At 66.6% G+C, this 15,579-nt stretch carries 9 protein-coding genes; 8 read left to right on the forward strand and 1 reads right to left on the reverse strand.

Translation table 11 applies throughout. From position 1 onward, the window contains the following. Positions 1 to 39: 39 nt before the first annotated feature. Positions 40 to 1,887, reverse strand: a complete 1,848-nt coding sequence (locus QRM89_RS20305) for an assimilatory sulfite reductase (NADPH) flavoprotein subunit (RefSeq protein ID WP_285448868.1) — start codon at positions 1,885 to 1,887, stop codon at positions 40 to 42. A gap of 179 nt (positions 1,888 to 2,066) precedes the next feature. Between QRM89_RS20305 and cysD the strand changes: the two genes are divergently transcribed. The 8 genes from cysD to QRM89_RS20345 all read left to right on the forward strand — a co-directional run bounded on the left by cysD (position 2,067) and on the right by QRM89_RS20345 (position 15,579). Beyond that, positions 2,067 to 2,975, forward strand: a complete 909-nt coding sequence (gene cysD, locus QRM89_RS20310) for a sulfate adenylyltransferase subunit CysD (RefSeq protein ID WP_011038279.1) — start codon at positions 2,067 to 2,069, stop codon at positions 2,973 to 2,975. Positions 2,976 to 3,034: 59 nt separating this feature from the next. Continuing rightward, positions 3,035 to 4,951 carry a sulfate adenylyltransferase subunit CysN gene (gene cysN, locus QRM89_RS20315; protein WP_285448870.1) on the forward strand — a complete coding sequence of 639 codons (1,917 nt, stop codon included), beginning with the start codon at positions 3,035 to 3,037 and terminating at the stop codon, positions 4,949 to 4,951. Between the two features lie 264 nt (positions 4,952 to 5,215). After that, entirely contained in the window at positions 5,216 to 6,301 is a 1,086-nt protein-coding gene (locus tag QRM89_RS20320; RefSeq protein WP_285448872.1) for an efflux RND transporter periplasmic adaptor subunit, read from the forward strand. Continuing rightward, complete coding sequence (locus QRM89_RS20325; RefSeq protein WP_076054059.1) at positions 6,298 to 9,423, forward strand: efflux RND transporter permease subunit; 3,126 nt, start codon at positions 6,298 to 6,300, stop codon at positions 9,421 to 9,423. Before QRM89_RS20320 ends, QRM89_RS20325 begins: the two co-directional genes overlap by 4 nt. A gap of 391 nt (positions 9,424 to 9,814) precedes the next feature. Next, on the forward strand, positions 9,815 to 12,490 hold the full coding sequence (locus QRM89_RS20330) for a M1 family metallopeptidase (protein WP_285448877.1): 2,676 nt from the start codon (positions 9,815 to 9,817) through the stop codon (positions 12,488 to 12,490). 60 nt (positions 12,491 to 12,550) lie between these two features. Next, a complete protein-coding gene (locus QRM89_RS20335; protein ID WP_285448879.1) occupies positions 12,551 to 13,084 on the forward strand; it encodes a GNAT family protein in 534 nt (177 codons plus the stop codon). 102 nt (positions 13,085 to 13,186) lie between these two features. Further along, complete coding sequence (locus QRM89_RS20340; protein ID WP_014508760.1) at positions 13,187 to 14,680, forward strand: alanine/glycine:cation symporter family protein; 1,494 nt, start codon at positions 13,187 to 13,189, stop codon at positions 14,678 to 14,680. Continuing rightward, complete coding sequence (locus tag QRM89_RS20345; RefSeq protein ID WP_285448881.1) at positions 14,677 to 15,579, forward strand: TrmH family RNA methyltransferase; 903 nt, start codon at positions 14,677 to 14,679, stop codon at positions 15,577 to 15,579. The genes QRM89_RS20340 and QRM89_RS20345 overlap by 4 nt, the downstream gene beginning before the upstream one ends.

Genomic DNA, 15,579 nt, shown 5'->3' on the forward strand with positions numbered 1-15,579 from the left:
CTTTGACGAATCCCCAATCCCCACTCCCGAATCCCGGCCTCAATAAACATCGCGCGCATAGCGTCCCTCCACCTGCAGGTGGGTGAGATACGCCGCGGCCGCTTCGGCATCGAGTGCGCCGTGGGTGGCGACGATGTCCAGTAGCGCGGCGTGCACGTCCTTGCCCATGCCGATCGCGCCGCACACATACACATGCGCGCCGCCTTGCAGCCAGGCGTAGACCTCGGCGCCGCGGGCGCGCAGGCGGTGTTGCACGTACATCTTCTCTGCCGCGTCGCGCGAGAACGCCAGTTCCAGTGCGTGCAGCTCGCCGCGCTGCAGCGCCTGCTGCCATTCGGCCTGATACAGGAAGTCGGTGTTGAAATGCTGCGCACCGAAGAACAGCCAGTTGCGTCCCTTGGCGCCTGTTTCGGCACGTTCCTGCACGAATGCGCGGAACGGTGCCACGCCGGTGCCCGGGCCGATCATCAGGATGTCGCGGTCCGGATCTGCCGGCACGCGGAAGCGCTCGTTCGGTTCGATATACACCGGCGCGGTGTCGCCTTCGGCCAGTGCCGCCAGAAACCCGCTGGCCGAACCCACGTGCCCATGGCCGTGCGCCTGGTAATGCAGTTCATCCACCACCAGGTGTACTTCCTCGCCCACGCGCTTGCGGCTGGAGGCGATGGAATACAGGCGTGGGGTGAGCGGACGCAGGGCAGCCAGCAGGCCGCCGTGGTCCCAATCCGCCGGCCAGCGTCGCAGCACGTCGATCAACTGGTGATCGGAGAGCAGCGACGCCAGGCCGGCAGTCTGGGTCGGGGTGAGCAGCGCCTGCAGTTCGTCTGCATGTGCACGCTCGGCGTGGGCGGCCAGGAAGGGCCGCGAGAGCTTGGTCAGCTCGCGCCGCGTGGCAAGCCACTCGTTCAAGGGCAGAGTGTCCTCGCCGATGGTGACCGATGCATGACCATCCAGGCGCAGACTCTCCAGTACCGCATCGACCAGCGCCGGCGGGTTGCGGTGACGAATGCCAAGTGCATCGCCGGGCTCGTAGCTGAGCCCGCTGCCGTCCAGCGAGAACTCCAGGTGGCGCACCCGCTTGATCGCCGGGCCATAGACACGGAAGCCCGGGCCTTTGAAATCGCGCCCGCTGATGATCTGGTTGGCCAGCAACTCGGCGGCGAACGGGTGCTGCTGCGACCACACTGGCGCGGCCGGCTGACTGCGCAGCGGCGTGACCGTGGCCGATGGCTGGGCACTCTTGAGCTGCTCGCGCGCATGCCGCAGCGCGTGCGTGCGCCAGGGTGTGGCGACGCTGTCGATGTCCAGGTCGGCTTCGCCGCGCGGCTGCACGCGGCTGCCGCCGAGTTCGGCCAGGCGTTCGTCGATCCGCCGCGCAATGCCGCAGAAATCGGCGTAGCTGGAATCGCCCAGGCCCAGCACCGCGTACTTGAGCTCCGGCAGCTTGGGCGCGCGGCGCCCGCTCAGGAACTCGACCAGGCCAATTGCATCATCCGGCGGATCGCCTTCGCCTTGGGTGCTGATCACCACGTACAACAGGCGTTCGCTGGCCAGCTCGCGGGTGGGGTAGGCGTCGGCACGCAGCAGGCGCACGTTCACGCCGGCAGCCTCGGCCTCGGCGGCCAGTTGCTCGGCCTGCCGCCGGGCATTGCCGGTCTGGCTGCCGTACAACACGGTCAGGCGCTGGCTCTCGTGTGCCACCGCATGCACCTGGCCACCCGGCAGTACCGCCAGCGAGCGCGGCGGGTGACCCTGCGCCAAGCCGGCGGTATACCCGGACAGCCACCACAGGGACGGGGCGTCCAGACCGTCGACCAGACGCTCCAGCAGCTCCTTGCGCTCGTCGGGCAAGGGGCTGGGCGGCACGGCGGGGCTGGCGGCGGTCATTCGGTTCCAGGGAGGGCAATGGATGAACGATGTTAGGGAAGCGTTCGCTCTGCCAGAAAGGATCAGCCGTTATCGCGTTATGCCGGGTGCTTATTTCGGCCCGGCATGGGCCCGCCACACACTGCGCTGCCTTGCCCTACCATCGGCTGGTCTCGCCGCCGATGCCCAACGACACGCTGATGACCCTGCCGCCCCTGTCCCATCTCGACCGTCTCGAGGCCGAGAGCATCCACATCCTGCGCGAGGTCGCCGCCGAGTTCCGTGCGCCGGTGATGCTGTATTCGGTCGGCAAGGACAGCTCGGTGCTGCTGCACCTGCTGCTCAAGGCCTTTGCCCCCTCGCCACCGCCGATCCCGCTGCTGCACGTGGACACACGCTGGAAATTCCGCGAGATGATCGCCTTCCGCGACCGCCGTGCGGCCGAGACCGCGGTGGACCTGCGCGTGCACATCAACCCGGAAGGCGTCGCGCAGGACATCGGCCCGATCAGCCATGGCGCGGCGGTGCACACCGACGTGATGAAGACCCAGGGCCTGAAGCAGGCACTGGAGCAGGGCGGCTTCGATGCGGCGATCGGCGGGGCGCGCCGGGACGAAGAAAAATCGCGCGCCAAGGAGCGCGTGTTCTCGTTCCGCAATGCACGCCATCGCTGGGACCCGAAGAATCAGCGCCCGGAGCTGTGGAATCTCTACAACGCGCGCACCAAACCTGGCGAAAGCGTGCGCGTGTTTCCGCTGTCCAACTGGACCGAGCTGGATATCTGGCTGTACATCTACCGCGAACGCATTCCGGTGGTGCCGTTGTACTTCGCCGCGCCGCGCCCGGTGGTACAGCGCGACGGCGCCTGGATCATGGTCGACGACGACCGCCTGCCGCTGCACCCCGGCGAAACCCCGCAACTGCGCTCGGTGCGCTTCCGCACGCTGGGCTGCTACCCGCTGACCGGCGCGATCGAATCCACCGCCGACACGCTGGAAGCGGTGATCGCCGAGATGCTGGTCAGCACCAGCTCCGAACGCCAGGGCCGCATGATCGACCACGCACCAGGCGCATCGATGGAGCAGAAGAAACTCGAGGGGTATTTCTGATGGGCAGTGAATCGGGAATCGGGAATGGGGAATCGCAACAGCAGTTCGCCGCGAACGAGATGAGGGAGGAGACCGCTTTTGCAAATCCCGATTCCCCACTCCCCAATCCCGGCGCAATCGGCGCCTATCTCCAGCAGCACGAATCCAAACCGCTGCTGCGCTTCATCACCTGCGGCAGCGTGGACGATGGCAAGAGCACGCTGATCGGGCGGTTGTTGTATGACAGCAAGCGGCTGTTCGATGACCAGCTGGCCGCGCTGGAAAGCGACAGCAAGCGCCATGGCACGCAGGGCGACGGCATCGACTACGCCTTGCTGATGGATGGGCTGGCCGCCGAGCGCGAGCAGGGCATCACCATCGATGTGGCGTACCGCTACTTCGATACCGACCAACGCAAGTTCATCGTCGCCGATTGCCCCGGGCATGAGCAGTACACGCGCAACATGGCCACAGGCGCCTCCACCGCCGATGTGGCGGTGGTGCTGGTGGATGCGCGCAAGGGCGTGCTGGTGCAGACGCGGCGGCACAGCTACATCGTCTCGTTGCTGGGCATTCGCCACGTGGTGCTGGCGGTCAACAAGATGGACCTGGTGGACTACGACGCGCAGGTGTTCGCCACCATCGTCGACAGCTACCGCGCCCTGGCGGCGCAGTTGGGCATTGCCGATGTGCAGTGCATTCCGCTGTCGGCACTGGCCGGCGACAACCTGTCCAGCGCGTCCACCCGCATGCCGTGGTACCAGGGGCCGCATCTGCTGCAGCACCTGGACGGCGTGCAGCTGGAGACGCCCGATGCAGTGAGTGGGTTGCGCCTGCCAGTGCAGTGGGTCAATCGCCCCAACGCGCAGTTCCGTGGCTATGCCGGCACCATTGCTGCGGGCCAGGTACGCACCGGCGATGCGGTGGTGGTGGTGCCGTCCGGGCGCCGCGCGCATGTGGCGAGCGTGCTGGATGCCAATGGCGTGGTCGACAGCGCACGCGCCGGGCAGGCCGTGACGCTGACCTTGCGCGAAGAGATCGACATCAGCCGCGGCGACATCATCGCCGCCGTGGACGACCCGCCGGAAGTGGCCGACCAGTTCGCCGCGCACGTGCTGTGGATGGACGATGCCGCATTGCTGCCGGGCCGCCCGTACTGGCTCAAGATCGGCACCCGCACCGTCACCGCCAGCATCAGCGAGATCAAGCACAAGGTCGATGTGAACACGCAGGAGCGGCTGGCCGCCAAGCGGCTGGAGCTCAACGAGGTGGGCTACTGCAACCTGTCGCTGGACGAGCCGATCGCTTTTGCCCCGTACGCGCGCAACCGCGTGCTGGGCGGCTTCATCCTGATCGACCGGCAGACCAATGCCACGGTCGCGGCCGGTGCGCTGGAGTTTGCGCTGCGCCGCGCCGGCAACGTGCATTGGCAGCACCTGGATGTGGACCGCGCCGCGCGTGCGCGCATCAAGGGCCAGGCGCCACGCGTGCTGTGGTTCACCGGCCTGTCCGGTGCGGGCAAGTCCACGGTGGCCAACCTGGTGGACAAGCGCCTGCATGCGCTGGGCTATCACACCTTCATCCTGGACGGCGACAACGTGCGCCACGGGCTCAACCGCGATCTGGGCTTCACCGACGAGGACCGTGTGGAAAACATCCGCCGCGTGGCCGAGGTGGCACGGCTGATGGCCGATGCCGGGCTGATCGTGCTGGTGAGCTTCATTTCCCCGTTCCGTGCCGAACGCCAGCTGGCACGCGAGCGCTTCGACTCGGGAGAATTCGTCGAAGTGTTCGTGGACGTGCCGCTGGCGGTCGCCGAGGCACGCGACGTGAAAGGCCTCTACCGCAAGGCCCGCGCCGGGCAGATTCCCAATTTCACCGGGATCGATTCGCCGTACGAGGCGCCCGAGCGCCCGGAAATCCATCTTCACGCCGATGGTGAGAACGTAGAGGCGCTGGCGCGGCATGTCCTGGAATACCTGGGCCTGGAGCGCTGAGGGCAGGCTGCAACAACGCAATCAAGCGGTGGTCAGACAGGGCAGCAACAGGTGCATAGGCGCCGGCACGTACGCAGGTACGGGCCGCTTCCAGTACCGGTGATGCCGGTCTGAGCGACGTGCGCGCGCTGTGGTGGCTGCCTGAGCACCGCATCGTGGCGACGAGGACAAGGGTCTTTGGTCATGGTGCAAAGCACGCCCTTTTCGTCAACCGCATGGCGGCTGGGTCGTTAAACTTTCGCCGTACCCCGCCAGGATGTTCTGATGCTTGTTCGACCCAGCGCACGTTTTTGCGTGGCGCTTTTGTTGGCCGTCGGGCTGACCAGTTGCGCCCGCCAGACCAGTGCGCCCGCCGCCAGCAAACCGATTCCGGTCGTCGTGCAAGCGGTGAGCGTGCAGCCATGGAATTCGACCGTGCAGTCGATCGCGACCGTGCGTGCGCGCGAGTCGGTGGCGCTGACGGCCGCGGTGAGCGATGTGGTGGAGCAGGTCAACTTCGACAGTGGCGACGAGGTCAAGGCCGGGCAGCTGCTGCTGCGCCTGCGTGGCAATTCGCAGCAGGCCGCGTTGACTGCTGCCCAAGCCACCTTCGAGGAAACCGAGCAGCTGTATCGGCGCCAGCTGAGCCTGGTCGGCCAGCAACTGGTGGCCAAATCCACCGTGGACACCCAACGTGCGCTGCGCGACGCCGCCGAGGCACGCGTGCAGCAGATGCGCGCGGAGATCACCGACCGCGAGGTGCGCGCGCCGTTCACCGGCGTGCTCGGCATCCGCCAGGTCAGCCCCGGGTCGCTGATCACCGCCAGCACCGTGATCACCACGCTCGATGATGTCGAGCGCATGTACGTGGATTTCCAGGTGCCTGAGTCGCAGCTCGGCCTGGTCGAGCTTGGCAACGCGGTCAACGGCAGTGCTGCGGCCTACCCGGGCGCGCAGTTTGAAGGTGAAGTGGCGGCGATCGATTCGCGCATCGATGAGACCACGCGGTCGGTCACCGTGCGGGCGGATTTCCCCAACGACGACCGCCGGTTGCGCCCGGGCATGTTGCTGGATGTGCGGCTGTTCCAGCCAGCGCGGCAGGCGCTGGTGATTCCGGAGATTGCGGTGGTGCAGGTGGGACGCGAGTCGTATGTGTTCCGGGTCAAGCCGGACAGCAGCGTGGAGCGCGCCGACGTGCGGCTGGGCGAGCGCCGCGATGGCAAGGTGGAAATCCTCGAAGGCGTCAAACCCGGTGAGCGCATCGTGGTGGATGGCACCGGCAAGTTGCGCCCGGGCCTGAAGATCGACGCGCAGGCCGCGCCGGCAAACGCCAGTGCGACCGCCACCGCCGGTAAGCAGGCCGTGCAATGAAGCTCTCCGACCTGTCCATTACCCGCCCGGTGATGGCGGTGGTGATGAGCCTGTTGCTGATCGTGCTGGGCGTGATGTCCTTCACCCGGCTCACGCTGCGCGAATTGCCGGCGATCGACCCGCCCATCGTCTCGGTGGACGTGGAATACACCGGCGCCTCGGCGGCAGTGGTGGAAAGCCGCATCACCCAGGTGCTGGAAGACGCATTGGCCGGCATCGAGGGGATCGAAACCATCGAGGCGCGCAGCCGCAATGGTTCGTCGGACATCAGCATCGAGTTCGTGCCGACGCGCGACGTGGAAGCGGCCGCAAACGATGTGCGCGATGCGGTCAGCCGCGTGTCCGACCGCATGCCGGATCAGGCGCGTCCACCGGAGATTTCCAAGGTCGAAGCCGACGCCGACCCCATCCTGTGGCTCAACATGAGTTCCAGCACGATGGACACGCTGCAGCTGTCCGACTACGCCGAACGCTATGTCGTTGACCGCTTCTCCAGCCTGGACGGCGTGGCGCAGGTGCGCATCGGCGGGCGGCAGCGCTATGCGATGCGCATCTGGCTGGACCGCGACCAATTGGCCGCGCGCGCACTCACCGTGGCCGATGTGGAAACCGCGCTGCAGAACGAAAACGTGGAGTTGCCGGCCGGCAGCATCGAATCGGCGCAGCGCGACTTCACCTTGCGCGTGGAGCGCAGCTATCTCAAGCCGGAGGACTTCGCCAAGCTGCCGCTGAGCAAGGGCGAGGGCGGCTATGTGGTGCGGCTGGGCGACGTGGCCAAGGTGGAGCTCACCTCGGCCGAACGGCGCGCGTATTTCCAGAGCAATGGCGTGCCCAACGTGGGCCTGGGTATCGTGCGCAACTCCACCGCCAACGCGCTGGACGTAGCACGCGAAGCACGCGCGCAGGCCGAAGAAATCCAGAAGACCCTGCCGCAGGGCACCAACATCTTCGTCGCCTTCGACACCACCACCTTCATCGATGCGGCGGTGGAGCGCGTCTATCACACGCTGATCGAAGCGGTTGTGCTGGTGCTGGTGGTGATCTGGGTGTTCTTGGGCAGCGCACGCGCGGCCTTGATTCCGGCCGTTACCGTGCCGGTGTGTCTGATCGCCGCGTTCATTGCGCTGTACGCGTTCGATTTCTCGATCAACCTGCTCACCCTGCTCGCGTTGGTGCTGTGTATCGGCCTGGTGGTCGACGATGCGATTGTAGTGGTGGAAAACATCCAGCGCCGCATCGACCTCGGCGAGCCGCCGCTGGTGGCCGCCAAGCGCGGTACCGGCCAGGTGGCGTTCGCGGTGATTGCGACCACCGCGGTGCTGGTGGCGGTGTTTCTGCCGGTGGGCTTTCTGGAAGGCAATACCGGGCGGCTGTTCCGTGAGCTGGCGGTGGCACTGGCGGCAGCGGTGGCGATTTCGGCCTTCGTGGCGCTGACGCTCACGCCGATGATGTCGTCCAAGCTGTTGCGCGCGCACGACCAGGCCAAGCCAAATCGGTTCCATCAGTGGTTCAACGGGCGCATGCAAGCGGTGTCGGCCGCCTACGGGCGATCGCTGGAGCGGCATGTGCAGCGCACCTGGATCTTCGCGCTGCTGATGCTGTTGGCGCTGGGTGCCAGCGCGTGGTTGATGAGCCGCATTCCGTCCGAACTGGCTCCGGCCGAGGACCGCGGCAACTTCCAGATCATGATCGACGGCCCGGAAGGTGCGGGCTTCGATTACACCGTGGGCCAGATGCACCAGGTGGAAGACATCCTGCGCCCGTACGTGGGCGCGGACAAACCCATCGTGCGTGCCAATCCGCGCGTGCCCGGCGGGTTTGGCAGCAGCGAGGAAATGCACACCGGCCGCGTGAGTGTGTTCCTGCAGGATTGGGAAAAACGTGACCGTCCCACCACCGAGGTTGCCGACGAACTGCAGCAGAAACTCAACGTGCTGACCGGCGTGCGTGCACGTACCCAGGTGAGCGGCGGGCTGGTGCGCAGCCGCGGCCAACCGTTCCAGATGGTGCTGGGCGGCCCGGATTACGCGGAGATCGCGCAATGGCGCGACCGCATCCTGCAGCGCATGGAATCCAATCCCGGCCTGGTGGGCGCGGATTCGGACTACAAGGAAACCCGCCCGCAGATGCGCGTGAATATCGATCGCCTGCGCGCGGCGGATCTGGGCGTGTCGGTCACTGCGATTGGTGGCGCGCTGGAAGCCTTGATGGGCTCACGCCGCGTGACCACCTTCGTCGACAACGGCGAGGAATACGACGTGATGCTGCAGGCAGGGCGCGAAGGCCGGATGTCGCCCGAAGACCTCACCGCGATCCGCGTGCGCTCGATCCGTGGCGAGCTGATTCCGCTGTCCAACCTGGTCACGCTCAGTGAAGTGGCTGAAGCCGGCACCTTGAATCGCTTCAATCGGCTGCGCGCGATCACCATCAGCGCCGGCCTGGCGCCGGGCTATCCGCTGGGCGATGCCATCGCCTGGGCCCAGCAGACTGCGCAGGAAGAGTTGCCCGAGTACGCGCAGGTGGAATGGAAGGGCGAATCGCGTGAGTACCAGCAATCCGGCAGTGCGGTGCTGCTCACCTTCGGCATGGCCTTGCTGGTGGTGTATCTGGTGCTGGCCGCGCAGTTCGAGAGCTTCGCCCATCCGCTGGTGATCATGTTGACGGTGCCGCTGGCGGTGCTGGGCGCGCTGGTCGGCCTGTGGCTCACCGGCGGCACGCTCAATCTGTTCAGTCAGATCGGCATCGTGATGTTGGTGGGCTTGGCGGCCAAGAACGGCATTCTGATCGTGGAGTTTGCCAATCAGCTGCGCGACGAAGGCCGCAGTGTGCATGCGGCTATCGTCGAATCGGCATCGGTGCGCCTGCGCCCGATCCTGATGACCTCCATCGCCACGGTGGTCGGCGCGATTCCGTTGGTGGTGGCCGGCGGGCCCGGCTCGGCCAGCCGCGCCACCATCGGCGTGGTGGTGATCTTTGGGGTGTCGTTGTCTACGCTGCTCTCGCTGTACGTGGTGCCGGCGTTCTACAGCCTGATCGCCCCGTACACCAAGTCGCCCGAAGCACTGGCGCGCGAGCTGGATGCCTTGGAGGCACGCACGCCTTCGGTGGGTGGACACGCATAATCCAGTTGCCGGCAGCGGGTTTCGCTGCCGGCAATCGTTGTGCTGCCGAGCGATTGTTTGGGCATCCGGTGACATAACCCAACCAGTAACTGCGTATAGCCTGCTGCGCCGCGTACAAGCAGGCGGCACGCGTGGTGCGCGCAGGCGCCCTGCAATGCAGGCCATCCCAAGCATGCATGTGGCCACGCTGCATGCAATGACTCATGAGCTGCGGCACTGCCCCGCGTGTGATGCACCACCGGCGCTGTGTCGCCCCCAGGCATCAGCCAACATGCCGACTTTGGCGGTGCGTGGCCGCGATTGCCTGCACCGCCCGTGCAATGACTATGGTCACATGACAGCGCTGCCTGGCTGTGGTCGACTTCGGCGGTTACCTTGACCGGAATCGCTCATGCGTCGTCTTGCCTGTCTGCTTGCTCCCTCCGTCCTTGCGCTGTGCTGTGGGAGCGCCCTGGCGCAATCCGCCGGCGAGCCGGTGCCCAATGGCCGCCTGCCCACCTGGGCGGTGCCCGAGCACTACAGTCTGGCGATCAAGGTGGATCCGGAGCAGGCGCAATTCAGCGGACGCACCACCATCCGCGTGCAGCTCAAGCAGGCGTCGGACCATCTCTGGCTGCACGGCAAGGAGTTGAAGGTCAGCAAGGCCACAGTGAAGCCGGCCAAGGGCAAGGCACTCACCGCACGCTACGTCGATGCCGATGCGCAGGCCGGCGTGGTGCGCCTGGACTTCGGCCGCACGCTCAAACCGCAGACGCTCACCGTGGACATCACCTACAGCGCGCCGCTCAATCAGCAGCTGCAGGGCCTGTATCAGGTGAAGTACCAGGGCAAGGCATATGCGATGACGCAGATGGAGCCGATCAGTGCGCGCTACGCGTTCCCCGGTTTCGATGAGCCCTCGTTCAAGACGCCGTTCGATATGAGCCTGACCGTGCCCGCCGGCGATCAGGCCTTGGCCAACACCATCGCCACCTCCACCAAGCCGGCCGGCAAGGGCTGGAAGACGGTGAGCTTCGCACCGACGCTGCCGCTGCCCACCTATCTGGTGGCCTACGCGGCCGGCCCGTGGGATGTGGTGGATGTGCCGGCCATGCCGGCCACCCCGCAGCGCCCCGCAGCCACACCGCTACGTGGCATCGCCGCCCAGGGCCAGGGCCCGCGCATCACCCCCGCGCTGGACCAGACCCCGGCCATCATTGCGGCGCTGGAGGACTACTACGCCTTCGGTTACCCGTTCGACAAACTCGATCTGGTTGCCGCACCGGACTTCAGCGCCGGCGCCATGGAAAACCCGGGGTTTGTGACCTTCCGCGACTGGCTGTTGCTGCTGGACAAGGACTCGCCGGCCGAAAACGTGCAGCGCTCCTTCAACACCAACGCGCACGAGCTGGCGCACCAATGGACCGGCGACACCGTCACCATGGCGTGGTGGGACGATTTGTGGTTGAACGAAGCGTTCGCCACCTGGATGCAGCAGAAGATCACCATGCAGCTGCACCCGGAATACCGTGCCAATCTGGACCGCATCGGCGGTGCGCAGCACGCGATGGATAACGACAGCCTGGTCAGCGCACGCAAGATCCGCCAGCCGATCACCGGCAACGGCGACATCGAAACCGCTTTCGACGGCATCACCTACCAGAAGGGTGCGGCGGTGCTGGCGATGTTCGAAGGTTTTGTCGGCGAGGACGTGTTCCGCGAGGGCATGCGCGCCTACATCGCCAAGCACAAGTTTGGCAGCGCCACCGCCGATGACCTGGTCGATGCGATCGCCGAAGCCGCCGGCAAGGGCGAGGATTTCAAGGCCGCATTCCGCAGCTTCCTGAATCAGCCGGGCGTGCCGTACCTGCAGACGCAGGTGGCGCGCGAGGGCGGCAAGACCGTGGTCAAACTGCAACAGCAGCGCTACCTGCCGCTGGGCTCATCCGGTTCCACCGCGCAGCAGTGGGGCGTGCCGGTGTGCGTGAAGTACGGCAAGGGCAAGAACCAGGTGGGCACCGCCTGCCAACTGCTGGAAAGCGGCAGCGGCAGCATCGTGCTGGAAGGTGCCGGCAAGAACACCTGGGTGTTCCCGAATGCGCGTGGCGCCGGCTACTACCGTTTCAGCCTGCCCAAGAAGCAGCTGGCCGCACTCGGCAAGCAGGTCGCACAGCTCGACGAAAACGAAAAGCTCTCCTACGCCGATGCTATCGATGCGGCGTATCGCCACGGCGATGCCGACACCGAGGTGGTGCTGGCAGCGATGAAGCAACTGGCCGGCGCCGAGTCTGCCGATGTGTCCACCGCGTTGGTGGACCGCTTCGTCTGGATCTGGCGCCACCAGGCCACCACCGATGCGCAGCGCGCCACCCTGCGCAAGGCGGCCGAGCAGGCCTACCTGCCGCGTCTGCGTCAGCTCGGCTACACCCGTCGCGCCAAGGAGTCGATCGACGACACCACATTGCGTGCGTCCCTGGCCGGCTTGTTCGGCCTGCGGCTGCAAACCCCGGAGGTGCGCAGCGCGCTGCTGGCCCAGGGTGATGCGGTGCTGGCAGGTGGCGCCAATGGCCTGAACTTCGCCGCGGCCAATCCCGACCTGCTCGGCACCGTGCTGGCGGTGACCGCGCAGGAGCGCGGCGCCGCGGCCGTGCAGACGCTGATCCAGGCGCTGCGCACGCATGCCGACCCGGCGCAGCGCAACGCGATGATCGCCGCGCTCGGCGCGGTGCAGGATCCGGCGCTGCTCACCCAGGTGCGCGACTTTGCATTGACCGATGCGATCAAGGTCGGCGAGATGAAGAGCCTGCTGACGCGTGGGCATAGCTATGACGCCTCGCATGCCTCGATGTGGCCGTGGTTCACCGCCAACTTCGACCGCATCGTGCAGCGCAGTGGCTCGTTCGATGGTGGCGGCCTGCCGTCGCTGGGCGCATCCAACGGCTGCAGCGTGGAGGAAGCCGATCGTCTGGATGCGTTCTTCAAGCCACGCCTGGCCACGCTCAGCGGCGCCGACCGCGGCCTGGCCCAGACCGGCGAGGCGATCCGCCTGTGCGCCGCGCTCAAGCAGGCGCAGACCGCCAAGCGCTGAGCCTGGCGTGTGGTAATGGTGCAGCAGCGTTGCGGCGCTGCTGCATGGTGAGGCCAGTGCATGTTCGATGATCTGCAATTGCAGGGCGAAGGATTTGAGCTGCGCCGCTGGCGCCAGGACGACCTGGACGCCTTGCTGATGCATGCCAACGACCCGTTGGTACCGTGCGGGCTGAGCACGCGCTTTCCGCACCCGTATACGCGTGCCGATGGCGAGGCATTTCTGGCCGGCAAAGTGGTGGATCTGCGCGACCCGGTGCTGGCCATCGTGATCGACGGCCAGGCCTGCGGCAGCATCGCGCTGCGTCGTGCGGCCGGTGGTGCAGACGATGTCGCTGAACTGGGCTACTGGCTGGGCCGCGTGTATTGGGGGCGCGGCTGGATGACCCGCAGCGTGCAGACCTATCTCGCGTGGGCCTTGCACGCGCTGCCACTCACACGCATCGATGCGACCGTACTGGACAGCAACCCGGCCTCTGCCCAGGTATTGCGCAAGAACGGGTTCGTGGCCCAGGGCGTGCGGCGCGGCGCATTGCTGCGCCCCGATGGCACGCACGATCTGCACGTTTTCAGCCGGTTCGCCGCCACACGCTGAGCCTGTGGCGCGCGTGCACGTCGCATCGTGCAGCGCTTTCGGCCAGAATCGGGGCACTCCCCACCTCGCTGGGGTCAACGGTCGGCGCGTCGGGGAGATTGCGTGGAAGCACTCATCAATGGCATCAACGGTATCGTCTGGAGCAAGGCACTGATCTTCATGTGTCTGGGCGCCGGCGTGTACTTCACCATCCGCACCCGCTTCATGCAGGTGCGCGGATTCGTGGAAATGGTCCGCCTCACCGTGGGCGGGCAGAAATCCGATGCCGGCGTGTCCTCGTTCCAGGCCCTGGCGATGTCGATGGCCGGGCGCATTGGCATTGGCAATATCGCCGGCGTGGCCACCGCCATCGCCTTCGGCGGGCCGGGCGCGATCTTCTGGATGTGGGTGATGGGCTTTCTCGGCGCGTCCACCTCGTATGTGGAATCGACGCTGGCGCAGATCTACAAGATCAAGGATGCCGATGGCCGTTATCGCGGTGGCCCGGCGTACTACATCGAAAAGGCCATGGGCCTGAAGTGGTACGCGCTCACCTTTGCGGTGGCCACCATCATCGCCACCGGCTTTCTGATGCCGGGCGTGCAGGCCAATGCCATCGCCGATAGCGCCATCAACGCCTGCCGCGGCACCAGCCTGTGCGGCGCGATGGACGGGCAGTGGATGGGCCTGCCGATGCGCGATGCCGCCAAGCTGGGCATCGGCATCCTGGTGGCCTGCATGCTGGCGGTGATCATCTTCGGCGGCGTCAAGCGCATCGCCAACTTCGCCGAGATCGTGGTGCCGTTCATGGCCATGGGCTACATCCTGATGGCGCTGGTCATCATGGTGCTCAACGCCGAACGCGTGCCGGACATGTTTGCCACCATCTTCAGCAGCGCCTTCGGCAGCCATGCCGCGTTCGGTGCGTTGCTGGGCCTGGCGGTGGAATGGGGCGTCAAGCGCGGCATCTACGCCAACGAAGCCGGGCAGGGCACCGGCCCGCACGCAGCCGCCGCGGCCGAGGTCTCGCACCCGGCCAAGCAGGGCTACGTACAGGCGTTTGCGATCTACTTCGACACCATGATGGTGTGCACCGCCACCGCCTTCCTGATCCTCACCACCGGCAAGTACAACGTGTATTCGCCCGATGGCGCCAAGCCGGGGCTGTATGCGGGCCTGGTCGGCGTGGAAGAGGGCCCGGGCTATGCGCAGGCCGCGGTGGAATCGGTGCTGCCGGGCTGGGGTGCGGGCTTCGTGGCGATCGCGCTGTTCTTCTTCGCCTTCACGACGATCATGGCCTATTACTACATGGCCGAAACCAATCTGAGCTACATCAACGGCAACCGCCGGCGTCCGCTCACCGTGCTGCTGCTGCGCCTGGGCATCCTGGGCATGGTGATCTTCGGCGCGTTCCATAATGCGCAGCTGGCATGGGCACTGGGCGACATCGGCGTGGGCGTCATGGCCTGGCTCAACATCATCGCCATCCTGATCCTGCACAAGCCGGCGATGCTGGCCTTGAAGGATTACGAACGGCAGAAACGCCAGGGGCTGGATCCCGTGTTCGATCCTGTCTCGCTCGGCATCAAGAACGCGGATTTCTGGACACAACGATGAAACAGCATGATGGGCGTGGCGCACGGCCGCCGCGCGACACCGCCGGCAGCGGCGCAGCGCCGCTCAATCCGTGGGGCCGTGCGGCGCCACGCGCACCCGCGCCGTCTGCTCCGGCGCCGCGCACCAGCGCTGCGGCGCCGGCCGCGGCCAGCGCCAACAACGCGCGCGAGCTGCGGCTGTACGGCATCAATGCGATCCAGGCGGTGTTCAAGGCGCGCCCGCATGCGCTGCGCAAGATCTACCTGACCGAAGCGCGTATCCCGCAGTTCAAGGCCTTGCTGGCCTGGTGCGTGGCGCAGCGCCTGGGCTACCGCGTGGTGGAAGATGCCGACCTCACCAAGCTGGCGTCCAGCACGCATCACGAAGGCATCGTGGCCGAGGTGTTGCGGGTGCCGCCGCAGCCGCTGCAGGACTGGCTGGCGGCCTTGCCGCAAGGCCCGGTGCTGGCGCTGTGGCTGGATGGGGTGGGCAACCCGCATAACTTCGGCGCCATCCTGCGCTCGTCGGCGCACTTCGGTGTGGCTGGTCTGTTGTTGCCGGCCGGCTCCACGCTGGGGTTGTCCGGTGCCGCCGCGCGCGTGGCCGAAGGCGGCGCTGAAGCGGTGCCGCTGGTTCAGCTTCCCGATACCGCGCAGGCGATGGCGCAGCTGCGGCAGGCCGGCTTTGCGGTGGCCGCCACGCTGGTGGACGGCGGGCAGGATGTGTTTGCCACCGCGTTGCCGCAGCGCCTCGTCTACGTGATGGGGGCGGAAAGCGAAGGCATGGACCGGCAGTTCGCCAGCGCCTGCGATCTGCAGTTGTCCATCCACGGCAGCGGCCTGGTGGAAAGCCTCAATGTCGCCTCCGCCACCGCCGTCTTTCAAGCCGCCTGGCGCGCACGCGCGCTGACAGGAGCGTAA

It is taken from the genome of Xanthomonas sp. LMC-A-07, assembly GCF_030208825.1.
Classification (GTDB): Bacteria; Pseudomonadota; Gammaproteobacteria; order Xanthomonadales; family Xanthomonadaceae; genus Xanthomonas; species Xanthomonas campestris.

Coding starts and splice junctions, on each gene's coding strand:
- QRM89_RS20305 (WP_285448868.1), bottom strand. CDS start 1,887: ATGACCGCCGCCAGCCCCGCCGTGCCGCCCAGCCCCTTGCCCGACGAG.
- cysD (WP_011038279.1), top strand. CDS start 2,067: ATGACCCTGCCGCCCCTGTCCCATCTCGACCGTCTCGAGGCCGAGAGC.
- cysN (WP_285448870.1), top strand. CDS start 3,035: ATGAGGGAGGAGACCGCTTTTGCAAATCCCGATTCCCCACTCCCCAAT.
- QRM89_RS20320 (WP_285448872.1), top strand. CDS start 5,216: ATGCTTGTTCGACCCAGCGCACGTTTTTGCGTGGCGCTTTTGTTGGCC.
- QRM89_RS20325 (WP_076054059.1), top strand. CDS start 6,298: ATGAAGCTCTCCGACCTGTCCATTACCCGCCCGGTGATGGCGGTGGTG.
- QRM89_RS20330 (WP_285448877.1), top strand. CDS start 9,815: ATGCGTCGTCTTGCCTGTCTGCTTGCTCCCTCCGTCCTTGCGCTGTGC.
- QRM89_RS20335 (WP_285448879.1), top strand. CDS start 12,551: ATGTTCGATGATCTGCAATTGCAGGGCGAAGGATTTGAGCTGCGCCGC.
- QRM89_RS20345 (WP_285448881.1), top strand. CDS start 14,677: ATGAAACAGCATGATGGGCGTGGCGCACGGCCGCCGCGCGACACCGCC.